This is a genomic window from Micromonospora sp. NPDC007220 (genome assembly GCF_040634035.1).
Lineage (GTDB): Bacteria > Actinomycetota > Actinomycetes > Mycobacteriales > Micromonosporaceae > Micromonospora > Micromonospora reichwaldensis.
Map to the genome: position 1 here is coordinate 45,694 of NZ_JBEYEU010000031.1, position 13,476 is coordinate 59,169.

Sequence of the window (13,476 nt, forward strand, 5' to 3'; positions counted from 1 at the left end):
AGCCTATGGAGATCTATCGATGGATAGCAATGCCCCGACACATCCCGCGTCGGTCATACCGCAGCCGACCAGGATTCGGCGCGCCGGACGCGCATCGCCCGTTTTGCGCCGGGACCGCCCGGGTACGGGCCTGGACATGGACACGAACAAGAAGGCACACCTCGTTGGCGGACCCCGGGACGGCAGCACCATCGACACGGGCGGCGACGCCCTGCTCGAGGTGGAGATCGACGGCATGATGCACCGCTACATCCGGACCACGAAGCAGCACGGCGAGGACGGCACGGTCTACAACTACGACGGAATGGTGGCGCCGGACGGCGGGGAGCCCGGCGTCGAGGACCCGGCGGCCCGGGTGGCCTCCCCGAAGGCCGACGCGGAGGGCCACGGCGGGAAGCACTGAGCTGCGGATCAGCTCCGGCCGGGCGCGGATGAACCGCGGCCGGCCGGGTAAGCAGCCGGCGACCTGGTGGAACGACCGGAGGTCGCGAGACGCCGCGACCGGGCGCGCGGGCGGGCGGCGCAGGCCGGCCCGCCCGGGCGTACGGTCAGTTGTTGCTGATCCAGTTCCAGGCCGACACGACCCACTCGGTCTGCTGGAGGTAGGCGATCCCGAGACCGGCCAGGAAGACCGCCGTCACCAGGTGCGCCCCGCGCGCGCTGCGCCGCACCCGGCCCAGCTGCCGCTCCAGCACCACCCGGCCGAGCAGCCGGGCCAACGCGAAGAGGCCGACGGCCACCAGCAGGCTCAGCAGGAAGATCAGGAACGGGCCGCCCAGGTTCCCGCCGCCCGAGATCGCCCAGATCCCCCAACAGACGAAGGCGAAGAGCGCGCCGGCCGCACTCCACTCGCCGCCGCGCTTCAACTGCTCGACATGCCAGCTCAGCGGCCGGCGCGGGGCCGGCGCGTCCGGCCACCCGGTGCCCGTCGGCTCGTGCTCGACGACGGGGAACGGCTCGGTGCGCGTCGTACGGGACTGCCCGACCGAGGCCACCCCCCGCTGGTACGCGTCGCGCTGCGGCGGCACCCCGGCACCGGGCTGCGGCGGCACCTCGACGGTCCGCTCGGCCCACGGCTGCGTCTGGTCGACCATCTCGTCCCTCCCCTGGACCGACGGCAACCACCGGCCGCCGTCCGTTCCGAGGGTAGCCAGCCCGCAAACCGGTCGCCGAGGCCGCACCCGGGCACGGGCCCCGATCCGCTGGCCACGGCAGGGCCGGCCGACCCCGCGTGCGCCGACGACCGGGGCGTCGTGACCGAGGTCACCGGCCACTCCGCGCGCCACGCGCCGGACGCGCGAGCCGACGCGGGACCCGCAAGCCGACACCGAACCCGCAAGCCGACGCCGAACCCGCGAGCCAGCGCCGGACGCGCGTGCCAGCGCCGGACCCGCAAGCCGACGCCGGACGCGCGAGCCAGCGCCGGACCCGCAAGCCGACGCCGGACGCGCGAGCCAGCGCCGGACCCGCAAGCCGACGCCGGACGCGCGAGCCAGCGCCGGACGCGCGAGCCAGCGCCGGACGCGCGAGCCAGCGCCGATCGGGCCGGGGCGGTACGGTCGGCTGATGGGTGACACGGAGCGACGCCGGCGCCGGATACGGCACCCGAGCGGCGACGCGGGCGCGACCGGGGGCCCCGACGCGACGACCGCCGGGGTGCACGACGGCCCCGAGCCGCCGCGTGCCCGCCGGGGCGGCCCGGGTGACGAGGGCGACCGCGGCCTGCGTGGTCTCGTCGGCCCCGGCTCGTCCCAGGTGAGCGTGACCGCCGCGATGCGGGCCCGCGACGCCTCCCGCCCCACGGACGAGGACCTGGCCGCGGCCGAGGAGCGCGTGGTGATCATCCGCCGCAACTGGACGCCCCGCGAGGACCTCCCCCGCCGCTGACCCCCGGTCCTGGCGGGAACCGCCCCACAGGGGGCACAGCCCGTCCGGAAGCTACGGCGATCCCACCACCCTCGGACCCGCCCGGCCGAGCGGTCAGGCGGTCAGGCGGTCAGGCGGTCAGGGCAGCGTGGGGAGCTGGCGGGTGCTCTCGTAGTCGGCCACCTGGGCGATCCGGCGGGCGTGCCGCTCGTTGCCCGAGAACGGGGTCGTCAGGAACGCCTCGACGATGGCGGTGGCCTCGTCCAGCGTGTGCTGGCGGGCGCCGACCGCGACGATGTTCGCGTCGTTGTGCTCGCGGGCCAGCTGGGCGGTGTCGATGCTCCAGGCGAGGGCCGCCCGGACGCCGGCCACCTTGTTCGCGGCGATCTGCTCGCCGTTGCCCGAGCCGCCGATGACCACCCCGAGGCTGCCCTCGTCAGCCACCACCCGGTCACCGGTGTGCAGGCAGAAGGCCGGGTAGTCGTCGTCCGGGTCGAAGGCGTGCGGGCCGACGTCGACCACGTCGTGCCCCTCCTTGGTCAGGTGGTTGACCAGGTGCACCTTCAACTCGAAACCGGCGTGGTCGGATCCCAGGTAGACGCGCATACCGCGCAGTCTGTCAGGCGCGCCTCCGGGACGACGCGCGGGCGGCGTCCCGGAGGCGGATTCGTCACAAGGTCAGCGGGACAGCTCGGCGACCACCAGGCCGCCGCGGGCCTTCGGGGTGAACCAGGTGCTCTTGCGCGGCATCTTCTCCCGCGCCAGGTTGACCGCGACGAAGTCGTCCACCGTCACCGGGGCGACCAGCACCGCCAGCTCGGCCCGGCCCGCGTCGACCTCGCCGGTCAGCCAGCTCGCCGGGTAGTCGCCGCCGACGTAGGTGATCCGCTTGTCGCCCGGGTCGAGCCCGAGCGCGTCGCGCAGCAGCAGCCGCTCGACCAGGGCGTGGTCCAGGTTCTCCAGCCGGTTGTCGCCGACGTGCGGCAGGGTGACCGCGTACCCCTGGCCGGCGAGGCGGAGGTGCACGGTGCCGCCGGCCGCCGGGACCTCGACCGGGCCGTCGATCGGGCTGATCTCCGCGCCGGCGGCGCGGAGCCGGCCGAGCAGGTCGTCGGCGGTGGTGGTCAGCTCGCTGACCAGCCGGTTGTAGGGCTGGATCGCCACCGACGCCGGGGTCGTGATGACCGACAGGAAGCGCGGCAGCCCGCCGGTCTGCGCGGCCAGGCTGCGGTGGTTGCCGTCGGCCACGACCAGCTCCCCGCCGCCCGCCAGGGCGGTCAGCTCGTCCTGGCGCGGGCCCGGCCCGAGCAGCCAGATGGCGTGGGTGCGCCCGGCCTGGTCGGTGTCGGTCGCCGCCGGCGCGCCGGCCGCGTCGGTCGCCGCCGCGAGGGCGGCGTGCAGCTCGTCGCCGCGCCCGGTCTGGAGCAGGAGTACGGGCGACAGCAGATGCCCCAGGGCCTCGGCGAGCGCCACCCGTTCCCGCACCTTCGCGATGAAGACGTCCTCGTTGCGGATGACCAGGCCGGGCTCGTCGGCCCGGGTGGAGATCTGGTCGGTGTCCACCATGGCGAAGAGCCCGTACGCGTTCTCCTCCCCCGGCGCGCTGATCCGGTAGAGGACCACGACCTGCTCCGCCGGCGTGTAGCTGCCGTCGGCCTTGGCCTCGGCGAGCCGGGTCACCGCGTCCGGCAGGGCGTCGAGGAAGGACCTGCCCAGGCTCTCCGGAGCCCGGTGCGGCATCTCGATGCCGAGGGCACTGTGCGGGTTCGCCTCGATGATCGCGGTGATCTCCGCGTCGTCGGCGAACTCGTCGTAGTTCTGCGCGCCGGTGCCGCCAGTGGTGATCCAGGCCCGGGTGATCGGATGCACGACCGTCATGTGCGGAGACGCTACCGGCGACGCGAGTCCCGCCGGCGCGGGACCCGCGCGGGGTCCACCAGATGAAAGAGCTACCGGGGCGGGCGCCGGATTCAGGCGGTACGGTCGGACTGTCCCGCAGTCCTGCGGTGCCGGCCGCCCGGCGTGGGGCCGCCCGCCGGTCGCCGGCCCGGCACGCCCGGTCCGGCGGGCACGATCCGCCGGGTCCCGCCCGGCACAGCCGGTACCAGCCGGTGCTCGGCCGGCGGGGTGAGCCGGGAGGTGGCCGGCACGCGGGCGACGCCGACCACGATCGGCGGGGCGAGCAGGTCCACCATGTGGGCGGGAAGGTCGGGACGGACCGCCGGCCAGCGGGAGTCGTCGACCGACCAGTACGCCGCGTCCGGGCGCTCGGTCACCCCCTCCCGGGTCGACGGGTCGTCACCGGGCACACGGTGCTTGGCCATCGGAACTGCCTCCACGAGCTGCGGGTGCGGCCCTGCGGGTCGCTGCGGCGGACACCCGGGCCAACGATCCCGCCGCCACCCCGGTGACGCCCCCGCCCTCACCCGGGCCCCGCGCCACCGCCGCCGACCAGGGGGTTCACGACGCGAACCCCCTGGTTGGTCCGGGAGCTGCCCACGGTGGGGCCGAACGAAGGAGCGGTTCAGTCGAAGATGGGGTCCTGGTCTCGGGAGCGCTTCAGCTCGTAGAAGCCGGGGGTGCCGGCGACCAGCAGGACGCCGTCCCAGAGCCGGCCGGCGGCCTCCCCCTTCGGCGCCGGGGTGACCACCGGGCCGAAGAAGGCGACCGGGCCGCCGTCCGGGCCGGGCGCGTGGATCACCGGGGTGCCGACGTCGGTGCCGACCGGACGCATGCCGGCCTCGTGGCTGGCCCGCAGCGCCTCGTCGTGGGCGGTGCCCTCGGCCACGTCGGCCAGCTCCGGGTCGAGCCCGACGTCGGTCAGCGCGGCGACGAACAGCTCACGAGTGAGCTTCTCCTGCCCGAGGTGGATCCGGGTGCCCAGCGCGGTGTAGAGCTTCCGGACGGCGTCCTGGCCGTACCGCTGCTCCACCGCGATGCAGACCCGCACCGGGCCCCAGCCGGTCCGCATCAGCTCCTGGTACTGCTCCGGCAGCTCCCGGCCCTCGTTGAGCACCGAGAGGCTCATCACACGGAACCGGACGTCCACGTCCCGGACCTGCTCCACCTCCAGCAGCCAACGGGAGGTGATCCACGCCCACGGGCAGAGGGGGTCGAAGAACATGTCTACGGCGGCACGCTCACTCACGGCTGGTCCCTTCACGACGGGTGTGCGCCGGCCTCCCGGCGCCTCCTGCGATCTTCACCCCAGCGGGTGTCGACCCACAGCGGAATGAGAGCGTGACCTCGCCCACCACAGGGTGTTCGTGCATGGAAGACTCGAATCCGGCCGTCACGAGCGGTCGATGACGGCGCCACCAAGGCGTGCGGCGAAACGGGATGGAGACGAAAAGTGCCGGGAGTGCGCAACCTGACGCAGGTCGAGGCCACCGAGCGGGCCCGCCTGCTCGACGTGACCGGATACGACATCAGTCTGGACCTCTCGTCCGCCGTACGGGCGGCGGCCGAGGCTCGCACCTTCCGTTCGAGGACCGAGGTGCGGTTCCGGTGCACGGAACCCGGCGCGAGCACCTTCATCGAGCTGGCCGCCGACTCGGTGCGGTCCGCGACGCTGAACGGGACCCCGGTGGACCTGGGCGACTGGTCGGCCGAAAAGGGCCTGACCCTGTCGGGACTGGACAGCGAGAACACGCTCGTCGTCGAGGCGGACTTCGCGTACTCGAACAGCGGGCAGGGCCTGCACCGCACCGTCGATCCGGTCGACGGCGAGACCTACCTCTACAGCCAGTTCGAGACGGCCGACGCCCAGCGGGTCTACGCCTGCTTCGACCAGCCCGACCTGAAGAGCGTCTACACCTGGCACGCCACCGTCCCGGACCACTGGAAGGTGGTCTCGAACATGCCGGTAGAGCGGGAGGAGGCGGCGGGCGAAGGGCTGAAGACGGTCCACCTCACCACCTCGGTGCGGATGAGCACCTACATCACCGCCCTCTGTGCCGGGCCGTACCACGAGGTGCGGGACAGCCACGACGGCATCGACCTGGGCGCGTTCTGCCGGGCCTCCATGGCGCCGCACCTCGACTCGGACGACCTCTTCCTGGTCACCAAGCAGGGCTTCGACTTCTTCCACGAGCAGTTCGGCGTGCGCTACCCGCTGCCCAAGTACGACCAGCTGTGGGTGCCCGACTTCAACGCCGGCGCCATGGAGAACTTCGGCTGCGTCACGCACGCCGAGTCGCACTACCTCTTCCGCTCGCAGGTGACCGACTACGAGTACGAGCAGCGGGCCAACACGATCCTGCACGAGCTGGCGCACATGTGGTTCGGTGACCTGGTCACCATGCGCTGGTGGAACGACCTGTGGCTCAACGAGTCGTTCGCCGAGTGGGCCAGCCACTGGTGCAACACCCACGCCACCCGCTTCACCGAGGCCTGGACGACGTTCCTGTCCATCCGCAAGAACTGGGGCTACCGGCAGGACCAGCTCTCCTCCACCCACCCGGTCTACTGCGAGATGCCGGACCTGGAGGCGGTCGAGGTCAACTTCGACGGCATCACCTACGCCAAGGGCGCGAGCGTGCTCAAGCAGCTCGTCGCGTACGTCGGTGAGGAGCCGTTCCTGGCCGGCCTGCGGGCCTACTTCGCCAAGCACGCCTGGGGCAACGCCACCTTCGACGACCTGCTCTCCGAGCTGGAGACGGCCTCCGGCCGGGAGCTGCGCAAGTTCGCCGCCCAGTGGCTGGAGACGGCGCAGGTCAACACCCTGCGGCCCGAGCTGACGATCGGCGCGGACGGCACCTACGAGCAGGTGGTCGTGCTCCAGGAGGCGCCCACCGCGCACCCGACGCTGCGTACCCACCGGATCGGGGTGGGCCTCTACGACCTGACCGACGGCCGGCTGGTCCGCCGCGAGCGCCACGAGATCGACGTCGCCGGCGAGCGGACCGAGCTGAGCGCGCTGCGCGGGGTGCCCGCCGCCGACGTGCTGCTGCTCAACGACGACGACCTCACCTACACCAAGCTGCGCCTCGACGAGCGGTCGATGGCCACCGTGGTGCAGCACATCGCCGGCTTCGAGTCGTCGCTGGCCCGCGCGCTGTGCTGGACCGCCGCCTGGGACATGACCCGCGACGCCGAACTGGCCGCCCGCGACTACGTGGCGCTGGTGCTGGCGGGGCTGCCCGCCGAGACCGACATCAACCTGGTCAACGCCGCCCTGCGCCAGGCCAAGACGGCGCTCACGTTCTACGCCGATCCGGCCTGGGCGCCGACCGGCTGGGCGGAGCTGGCCCGCACCGCGCGGACCACGCTGGCGGCGGCGGAACCGGGCAGCGGCTTCCAGCTGACCTGGGCCCGCGCGTACGCCACGGCGGCCCGCTCGGCCGAGGACCTGGCCACCCTGCGGGGCTGGCTGGCCGGCAGCGACGTTCCGGCCGGCCTGTCCATCGACACCGAGCTGCGCTGGGCCGTGCTGGGCGCGCTGGTCGCCAACGGCGCGGCCGGTCCCGCCGAGATCGAGGCCGAGCTGGCCGGGGACCGCACGGCCAGTGGCGAGCGCGAGGCCGCGTACGCGCACGCGCTGGTGCCGACGGCGGAGAACAAGGCCGCCGTCTGGGCTCAGCTGACCGGCCCGGAGTCGCTGCCGAACTGGCGCAACCGGGCGCTGTTGCAGGGTCTCATCCACCCGGCGCAGGTCGAGCTGACGGTGCCCTACCGCGACGCGTACTTCGCCACGGTGGACCAGGTCTGGGGTAGCCGGGACAGCGAGCCGGCGCAGGAGTTCGCGCAGCTGGCGTACCCGGCGTACCTGGTGGACGACGAGACCGTGGCGGCCACCGACGCGTGGCTGGCCGGCGACGGCCACTCGGCCCCGCTGCGCCGGCTGGTGGGCGAGGGCCGCGACGGCGTCGTCCGCGCCCTGCGGGCCCGCGAGCGGGACGCGCGCAGCGCCTGACGTACGCCCGACACGGTGAAGCCCGGTCCGCGGTGCGGACCGAGCTTCACCGTTGGACGTCGGGTGGGGCTCCGGGTCGGTCAGCCCTTGCCGGCGTGGCTGGCGAGCTGGTCGAGGCCGTTGATGATGCCGCCGGCCAGGTCGCCGCCGCCGAACGCCGCCACCATCGACAGCGCGGCGAGCCGGGCGTAGGTGTCGGGGATGCGCTTGCGGGCGTGCCGGCCGGTGACGATCTCCAGCTGCCGCTGGTTGGGCGACACCGCGATCAGGACCGACCGGTCGGGCTCGGCGAGCTGGCGGTGCAGCCGCTCCGCGTGCTCCCGGATCGGCTCGTCGAGGCCGCCGACGAAGACCGAGAAGACCAGGCCGGTGCCCTGGTCCGCCAGGCGCAGGGCCTCGTCGATGCGCAGCAGCTGGCGGGTCGAGAACGGCCCGTCCAGCACCTCGGGCGGATTCCCCGTCCCGGCCTGCTTCTCACCAACGGTCACTTGCGCCTCCGGTTCCACCGGCCGGCGCCTCGATGCCGGCCTGCTCCTGCTTGCGGCTGGTCAGCGCCGGCGCCTGCGCGCCCGCTGCCAGGGCGGTGCCGGCCGAGTCGGCCAGCTGCTCCGGCCGGCCCAGGAACCAGACCGGAGTGAAGTCGAAGGACCGGCCCGGCCGGTAGCGCTTGGCGCCGCCACCGCCGCCGCCACGACTACCGGCGTACGCCAGACCGGCGATCACCAGCACCGCGGCCGCCGGGATGCCGACGAAGACCAGCAACGTCTCGGTTACAGACAATCCCAACGCCCCCAGGCGGAAGAAGAGACCTTAAGATTCCGGGTCGGGTGGACGATCATGGCGCCGACCTCCCGACACCGCTGCCATTCACGTTAGCGGAGCCCACGGCCCGCCAGATTGCGGGGTGGCGATCCCATCCGCCACTGGAGTGCTCCAGTTGCGCAGCCGTGGCGATCAACCTCGCGTCGTCGCCGTACCGGCCGGTCAGCAGGACCCCCACGGGCAGCCCTTCGGCGGTGACGCCCACCGGCAGGGACACGGACGGATCACCCGTGACGTTGAACACGGCGCAGTACGGCGAGAACCGGCGTTGCCGGTCGAAGTCCTCGGCCGGGTCGCCCCCCTCGGCGAACCAGCCCAGCGGCGCCTGCGGCGCGGCGAGGGTCGGGCAGAGCAGCAGGTCGCAGCCGGCGGTGCGGCGCACGCCGAGGCGTACCTGCGCCTGGAGTTCGCCGAGCGTGGCGGTGAGGGTGCCGGCGGAGATCTCCGCGCCTCGGGCCCGCAGGTGGCGGGTCAGCGGCAGCAGCGCGCTCTCCCGCCCGCGCGGTACGGGCGCGAGCGCCAGCACGTACCAGACGATCTCGAACAGCGGCCACACGGCGGGCCCGAGGGGCGCGGGGACGTCGACCACCTCGTGGCCGGCGGCGGTGAGCAGCGCCGCCGCCCGGTCCACGGCGGCGAGGCAGTCGGGGTGCACCGGCTCGTCGGCGAGCATCGGGGCCGTGAACCGCCCGACGCGCAGCCGCCCCGGGTCGGCCGCGCGGGCCGCGCCGAGCCAGCCGCCCGGGGGCGGGGTGGGCGCCAGGTAGGGCTCGCCGGGCACCGGCCGGGCCAGCACGTCGAGCAGCGCCGCCACGTCGGCGACCGTACGCCCGATCGGGCCGTTGGTGGGCAGGCCGAAGGCGCCGGAGCCGACCGGCCCCCCGGAGACCAGCCCCCGGCTCGGCTTGTAGCCGACCAGGCCGCACAGCGACGCCGGGATGCGCAGCGAGCCGCCGCCGTCGGAGCCCTGGGCGACCGGCACCAGCCCGGCCGCGACGGCCGCCGCCGCCCCTCCGCTGGAGCCGCCGGCGGTGTACGCCAGGTCCCACGGATTACGGGCCGGCGGCGCGACCAGCCCCTCCGAGTAGAGCGAACAGCCCAGCTCGGAGGTGGTGGTCTTGCCCAGGCTCACCAGCCCGGCCTCCGCCATGAACCGGACCACGTCGGCGTCCACGGGCGGCACGAAGTCGGCGAACGCCGCCGAACCGAAGGTGGTGCGCACCCCGGCGGTGAGAGTCAGGTCCTTGATCGCGGTCGGCACGCCGTGCAACGGGCCGCGCTCGTCGGCGGGGACGGCGTCGGCGGCGCGGGCCGCCGCGCTGGCCCGCTCGCCGGTGACCGTGACGAACGCGCCGACGGTGTCGCCGAGCGCGTCGACGCGGGTCAGGTGGTGCTCGACCAGTTCGACGCTGGACAGCTCGCCGCCGGCGATCGCGGCGGCCTGCTCCAACGCGGTCAGGTCGTGCGGCTCGGCCATCCCCTCATCCTGCCCGCCCGGCCGCCGGTGTGCCGTACGACACGACCGGCCGGCGGTGCGACGAGCGCCATATCCCCCCGGACATGACCACATCGGGATGACCGGCCACCGGCACCCGGCACGCAGGATGGACCCGATCGATGGCGATCACCGTCCACCCGGTGGCCCCCCGCACCGCCGCCACCGACCCCCACCCCCGCAGGGAGCGTCGCCGTGCAACCTCTACCCGCTCTGCACCCGGTCCCCCGCCGCCGCTGGTCCTCGCGCGCCACCCGTCCGCTGCTGGCCCTCGCCCTGGTCGGCGCGAGCCTGGCCGCCGCCCCCGCCGCACCCGCCGGCGCCCGGGACCTGCCTACGGCCGCGCCGCTCGCCGCCAACCCCTACGAGCGCGGCCCCGCGCCCACCGTGGCCAGCATCGAGGCCACCCGGGGCCCGTTCGTCACCGCGCAGACCACCGTGGCCGCGAGCAGCGTCAGCGGCTTCGGCGGCGGGACGATCTACTACCCGACGAGCACCGCCGAGGGCACCTTCGGCGCGGTCGCCATCTCCCCCGGCTTCACCGCGCGCCAGACCTCGGTCGCGTGGCTCGGCCCCCGCCTGGCCTCGCAGGGCTTCGTCGTCATCACCATCGACACCCGGTCCGTGTACGACCAGCCGGCCAGCCGGGGCACCCAGTTGCTGGCCGCCCTGGACTACCTGACCAACACCAGCACCGTCCGCACCCGGATCGACCAGAACCGGCTCGCCGTGATGGGTCACTCGATGGGCGGCGGAGGCAGCCTGTCGGCGGCCAGCACCCGGCCCGCGTTGCAGGCGGCGATCCCGCTGACCGGCTGGCACACCCAGAAGAGCTGGTCGTCGGTGCGCGTACCGACCCTGGTCATCGGGGCCGAGAACGACACCGTGGCCCCGGTCTCGTCGCACTCGGAGCCGTTCTACACCAGCCTGCCGGCCACTCTGGACAAGGCGTACCTGGAGCTGAACGCGGCGAGCCACTCAGCGCCCACCTCGGCGAACGTGACGGTGGCGAAGTACAGCATCTCCTGGCTCAAGCGGTTCGTCGACGACGACACCCGCTACGAGCAGTTCCTCTGCCCGGCCCCGCGGGGCTCGGCGATCGAGGAGTACCGGGACACCTGCCCGCACTCCTGAACCCCCATGCTCCGGAGCCGTCGCGCGCACTGGGGGCCGCGACGGCTCCGGATTCCACCCGCCGGGCGGCGCGGGGCCCCTCGGGGACCGCGCCGCCCGGGCGCGGCTCAGGAGCGGATGCCGAGGAAGCGCAGCGCGTTGCCGCCGAGCAGCAGGTCGCGCTGCTCGCCGGTGAGGAAGTCCGCCTCGCGCACCACCCGGCCGACCGGCCGCTCCCCCAGCGGATACGGGTAGTCGCTGCCGACGAGCACCCGTTCGGCGCCCATCGTGTCGACCAGCAGCCGCAGCGCGGGCGCGGAGAAGACCACCGAGTCGACGCAGAACCGGTCGACGTACGAGCTGGGCGGGGCGGTGGAGGCGCCGCGTACCAGGTCGCCCCGGCGGTGCCAGGCGTTGTCGGCGCGGCCCAGCCAGAACGGGAAGCTGCCGCCGCCGTGCGCGAAGCAGATCCGCAGCGTGTCGGGCACCCGGTCGAAGACGCCGCCGAGAATCAGCGCCAGCACCGACAGGTGCGTCTCGGCGGGCATCCCGGCGAGCCAGCGGGCCATCCACCGGTCCAGCCGGGGGCCGCCCGGCATGTCCCACGGATGGACGAAGACCGGCGCGCCCACCTCGGCGCAGTGCGTCAGGAACTCCACGATCCCGGCGTCGTCCAGGTCGCGGTCGCCGACGTGGTTGCCGATCTCCACCCCGGCGTGCCCCGCCGCGAGGCAGCGGTCCAGTTCGGCGCAGGCCGCCTCCGGGTCCTGCAACGGCACCTGGCAGAACGGCACCAGCCGGTCGCCACCGGCGGCGGTGACCTCCAGGGTGCGGTCGTTGAAGATCCGGGCCACCTTCACCGCCTGGTCGGCAGGCCGGTCGTAGCTGAAGAAGACCGGGGTGGGCGACACGACCTGCACGTCCACGCCGTCAGCGTCCATGTCGCCGAGTCGGGTCGGCGCGTCCCAGCACTCCGCCCCGACCGGGCGGAACTCCGTCTCCCCCACCATGATCATGGCCGCCCGCTCGGAGTCGACCCGCAGCCAGGGCCAGTCCGACCCACCGCACGCCGCGCCGAGGTCCGGCCACCCCTTCGGTACGACGTGCGTGTGCACGTCGACCACCGGGGGCCGCGCCGGCCCGGGCCCGGCAGGCATCAGCCCTTGCCCGGGTGCAGCGCGCCGCAGTTGCCGCAGGTGCGGGCGGCCTCGTCGGCGTAGAACGCCTGGAACACCGGGGGCAGGTCGGCGGCGATGTCCCTGACCTGCAACTCCACCTCGTGCACCTGGTGTCCGCACTCGGCGCAGTACCACTGGAACTTCTCCAGCGTGCCCTCCTCGCGGACCCGCTCCACGACCACGCCGATCGAGCCGGCCTCGGGCCGCTGCGGCGAGTGCGGGGTGTTGCGCGGCAGCATCCACATCTGACCCTCGCGCACGTGCACCGTACGCGGCCCCTCCGGGGTCATCAGGTTGACGTGCATGTTGCCCTTGACCTGGTAGAAGAACTCCTCGTACGGGTCGACGTGGAAGTCGGTGCGCTGGTTGGGCCCGCCCACCACCATCACGATGAAGTCGTCCCCGCCCGGGAACATCTCCTTGTTGCCGACCGGCGGCTTGAGCAGGTGCTGGTTCTCCGCGATCCAACCGGGGAAGCTGAACGGCTCCGCGATCTCACTCACGACTGACCTCCTGACGGAAGAAGGGCCACGGCCTGGATTTCGATGAGCAGGTGCGGGTGGGGTAGTTGGTGCACGGCGACGGTGGTGCGGGTGGGGCCGGTGGCGTCGAAGTACTCGGCCCAGACCTGGTTGTAGCCGCCGAAGTCGTTCATGTTGACGAGGTAGGTGGTGACCTGCACGAGGTCGCTCAGGTCGGCGCCGACCGTCTTCAGCAGATCTTGGATGTTGTCGATGACGGCCCTGGTCTGCGCGCGGATGTCCAGGTTCGTCGTGCCCAGCTCGTCGACCTCGACGCCCGCGAAGGTGTTGTCGGGGCGGCGGCTGGAGGTGCCGGAGACGAAGACAAAGCCGCCGGCGACCTTGACGTGCGGAAACGCGCCTCGGGGTACGGCCTTGCCGGCCACGACGTGCGCCTGGGCACTCCCACCCTGGCCGGCGCTCGTGTCCTGGTTCGCGGGCGTGCCCTGGTTCGTGGTCATGCGGTGGCTCGCAGGGAGGTGGTGCCGAGGTGTTCGACGACGGCGCGGACGTGGGCGCCGGGTTTCAGGGGCACGGCGGCGGTGGCGGCGCCGGCGAGGAACACCC

Annotated in this window: 15 protein-coding genes and 1 pseudogene; 4 read left to right on the forward strand and 12 right to left on the reverse strand. The window is 73.7% G+C overall.

The features are described from left to right. Positions 1-136 precede the first annotated feature (136 nt). A complete protein-coding gene (locus ABZ573_RS29405) occupies positions 137-403 on the forward strand; it encodes a hypothetical protein (RefSeq protein WP_151457191.1) in 267 nt (88 codons plus the stop codon). Positions 404-548: 145 nt separating this feature from the next. On the opposite strand, the gene ABZ573_RS29410 is transcribed toward ABZ573_RS29405, so the two are convergent. Continuing rightward, the gene (locus tag ABZ573_RS29410; RefSeq protein ID WP_151457190.1) at positions 549-1,094 is read right to left on the reverse strand and encodes a hypothetical protein; all 546 of its coding nucleotides are present in this window, start codon (positions 1,092-1,094) and stop codon (positions 549-551) included. 472 nt (positions 1,095-1,566) lie between these two features. On the opposite strand from ABZ573_RS29410, the gene ABZ573_RS29415 reads away from it, so the two are divergent. Continuing rightward, entirely contained in the window at positions 1,567-1,887 is a 321-nt protein-coding gene (locus ABZ573_RS29415; protein WP_327029357.1) for a hypothetical protein, read from the forward strand. Positions 1,888-2,004: 117 nt separating this feature from the next. On the opposite strand, the gene ABZ573_RS29420 is transcribed toward ABZ573_RS29415, so the two are convergent. The 4 genes from ABZ573_RS29420 to ABZ573_RS29435 form a co-directional block, all read right to left on the reverse strand. Then, positions 2,005-2,472 carry a ribose-5-phosphate isomerase gene (locus ABZ573_RS29420; RefSeq protein ID WP_151457188.1) on the reverse strand — a complete coding sequence of 156 codons (468 nt, stop codon included), beginning with the start codon at positions 2,470-2,472 and terminating at the stop codon, positions 2,005-2,007. A gap of 72 nt (positions 2,473-2,544) precedes the next feature. Next, positions 2,545-3,744 carry a DUF1015 family protein gene (locus ABZ573_RS29425; protein WP_151457187.1) on the reverse strand — a complete coding sequence of 400 codons (1,200 nt, stop codon included), beginning with the start codon at positions 3,742-3,744 and terminating at the stop codon, positions 2,545-2,547. A gap of 92 nt (positions 3,745-3,836) precedes the next feature. Continuing rightward, positions 3,837-4,190, reverse strand: coding sequence for a hypothetical protein (locus tag ABZ573_RS29430; RefSeq protein ID WP_151457186.1), 354 nt, complete (start codon positions 4,188-4,190; stop codon positions 3,837-3,839). Positions 4,191-4,390: 200 nt separating this feature from the next. Continuing rightward, a complete protein-coding gene (locus ABZ573_RS29435) occupies positions 4,391-5,014 on the reverse strand; it encodes a DsbA family protein (RefSeq protein ID WP_151457358.1) in 624 nt (207 codons plus the stop codon). Between the two features lie 213 nt (positions 5,015-5,227). Here ABZ573_RS29435 and pepN point away from each other — a divergent pair, with 213 nt between their 5' ends. Further along, the gene (gene pepN, locus ABZ573_RS29440; RefSeq protein ID WP_358122268.1) at positions 5,228-7,780 is read left to right on the forward strand and encodes an aminopeptidase N; all 2,553 of its coding nucleotides are present in this window, start codon (positions 5,228-5,230) and stop codon (positions 7,778-7,780) included. Positions 7,781-7,860: 80 nt separating this feature from the next. On the opposite strand, the gene ABZ573_RS29445 is transcribed toward pepN, so the two are convergent. The 3 genes from ABZ573_RS29445 to ABZ573_RS29455 form a co-directional block, all read right to left on the reverse strand. After that, on the reverse strand, positions 7,861-8,268 hold the full coding sequence (locus ABZ573_RS29445) for a DUF5130 family protein (RefSeq protein ID WP_132239293.1): 408 nt from the start codon (positions 8,266-8,268) through the stop codon (positions 7,861-7,863). After that, complete coding sequence (locus ABZ573_RS29450; RefSeq protein ID WP_132239469.1) at positions 8,255-8,542, reverse strand: hypothetical protein; 288 nt, start codon at positions 8,540-8,542, stop codon at positions 8,255-8,257. Before ABZ573_RS29450 ends, ABZ573_RS29445 begins: the two co-directional genes overlap by 14 nt. 73 nt (positions 8,543-8,615) lie before the next feature. Next, on the reverse strand, positions 8,616-10,079 hold the full coding sequence (locus ABZ573_RS29455) for an amidase (RefSeq protein ID WP_358122270.1): 1,464 nt from the start codon (positions 10,077-10,079) through the stop codon (positions 8,616-8,618). 282 nt (positions 10,080-10,361) lie between these two features. On the opposite strand from ABZ573_RS29455, the gene ABZ573_RS29460 reads away from it, so the two are divergent. Further along, positions 10,362-11,231, forward strand: a complete 870-nt coding sequence (locus ABZ573_RS29460) for a dienelactone hydrolase family protein (protein WP_358122275.1) — start codon at positions 10,362-10,364, stop codon at positions 11,229-11,231. A 107-nt stretch (positions 11,232-11,338) separates the two neighbouring features. On the opposite strand, the gene ABZ573_RS29465 is transcribed toward ABZ573_RS29460, so the two are convergent. From ABZ573_RS29465 to ABZ573_RS29480, 4 genes and pseudogenes are all read right to left on the reverse strand, one after another. Then, a complete protein-coding gene (locus ABZ573_RS29465; protein WP_151457028.1) occupies positions 11,339-12,367 on the reverse strand; it encodes an amidohydrolase family protein in 1,029 nt (342 codons plus the stop codon). Then, positions 12,367-12,891: a 3-hydroxyanthranilate 3,4-dioxygenase gene (locus ABZ573_RS29470; RefSeq protein ID WP_151457027.1), complete on the reverse strand. Its 525-nt coding sequence runs from the start codon at positions 12,889-12,891 to the stop codon at positions 12,367-12,369. The genes ABZ573_RS29465 and ABZ573_RS29470 overlap by 1 nt, the downstream gene beginning before the upstream one ends. After that, positions 12,888-13,370 carry a RidA family protein gene (locus ABZ573_RS29475; RefSeq protein WP_358122273.1) on the reverse strand — a complete coding sequence of 161 codons (483 nt, stop codon included), beginning with the start codon at positions 13,368-13,370 and terminating at the stop codon, positions 12,888-12,890. The genes ABZ573_RS29470 and ABZ573_RS29475 overlap by 4 nt, the downstream gene beginning before the upstream one ends. Further along, a pseudogene (locus ABZ573_RS29480) lies at positions 13,367-13,476 on the reverse strand (4-oxalocrotonate decarboxylase); the annotation flags it as partial. The pseudogene ABZ573_RS29480 and the gene ABZ573_RS29475, both read right to left, overlap by 4 nt.

What these genes read in the sequence shown, in the direction of transcription:
- ABZ573_RS29415 (WP_327029357.1), top strand. Translation starts at nt 1,567, where the DNA reads ATGGGTGACACGGAGCGACGCCGGCGCCGGATACGGCACCCGAGCGGC.
- ABZ573_RS29420 (WP_151457188.1), bottom strand. Translation starts at nt 2,472, where the DNA reads ATGCGCGTCTACCTGGGATCCGACCACGCCGGTTTCGAGTTGAAGGTG.
- ABZ573_RS29465 (WP_151457028.1), bottom strand. Translation starts at nt 12,367, where the DNA reads ATGCCTGCCGGGCCCGGGCCGGCGCGGCCCCCGGTGGTCGACGTGCAC.
- ABZ573_RS29405 (WP_151457191.1), top strand. Translation starts at nt 137, where the DNA reads ATGGACACGAACAAGAAGGCACACCTCGTTGGCGGACCCCGGGACGGC.
- ABZ573_RS29475 (WP_358122273.1), bottom strand. Translation starts at nt 13,370, where the DNA reads ATGACCACGAACCAGGGCACGCCCGCGAACCAGGACACGAGCGCCGGC.
- ABZ573_RS29425 (WP_151457187.1), bottom strand. Translation starts at nt 3,744, where the DNA reads ATGACGGTCGTGCATCCGATCACCCGGGCCTGGATCACCACTGGCGGC.
- ABZ573_RS29430 (WP_151457186.1), bottom strand. Translation starts at nt 4,190, where the DNA reads ATGGCCAAGCACCGTGTGCCCGGTGACGACCCGTCGACCCGGGAGGGG.
- ABZ573_RS29455 (WP_358122270.1), bottom strand. Translation starts at nt 10,079, where the DNA reads ATGGCCGAGCCGCACGACCTGACCGCGTTGGAGCAGGCCGCCGCGATC.
- ABZ573_RS29410 (WP_151457190.1), bottom strand. Translation starts at nt 1,094, where the DNA reads ATGGTCGACCAGACGCAGCCGTGGGCCGAGCGGACCGTCGAGGTGCCG.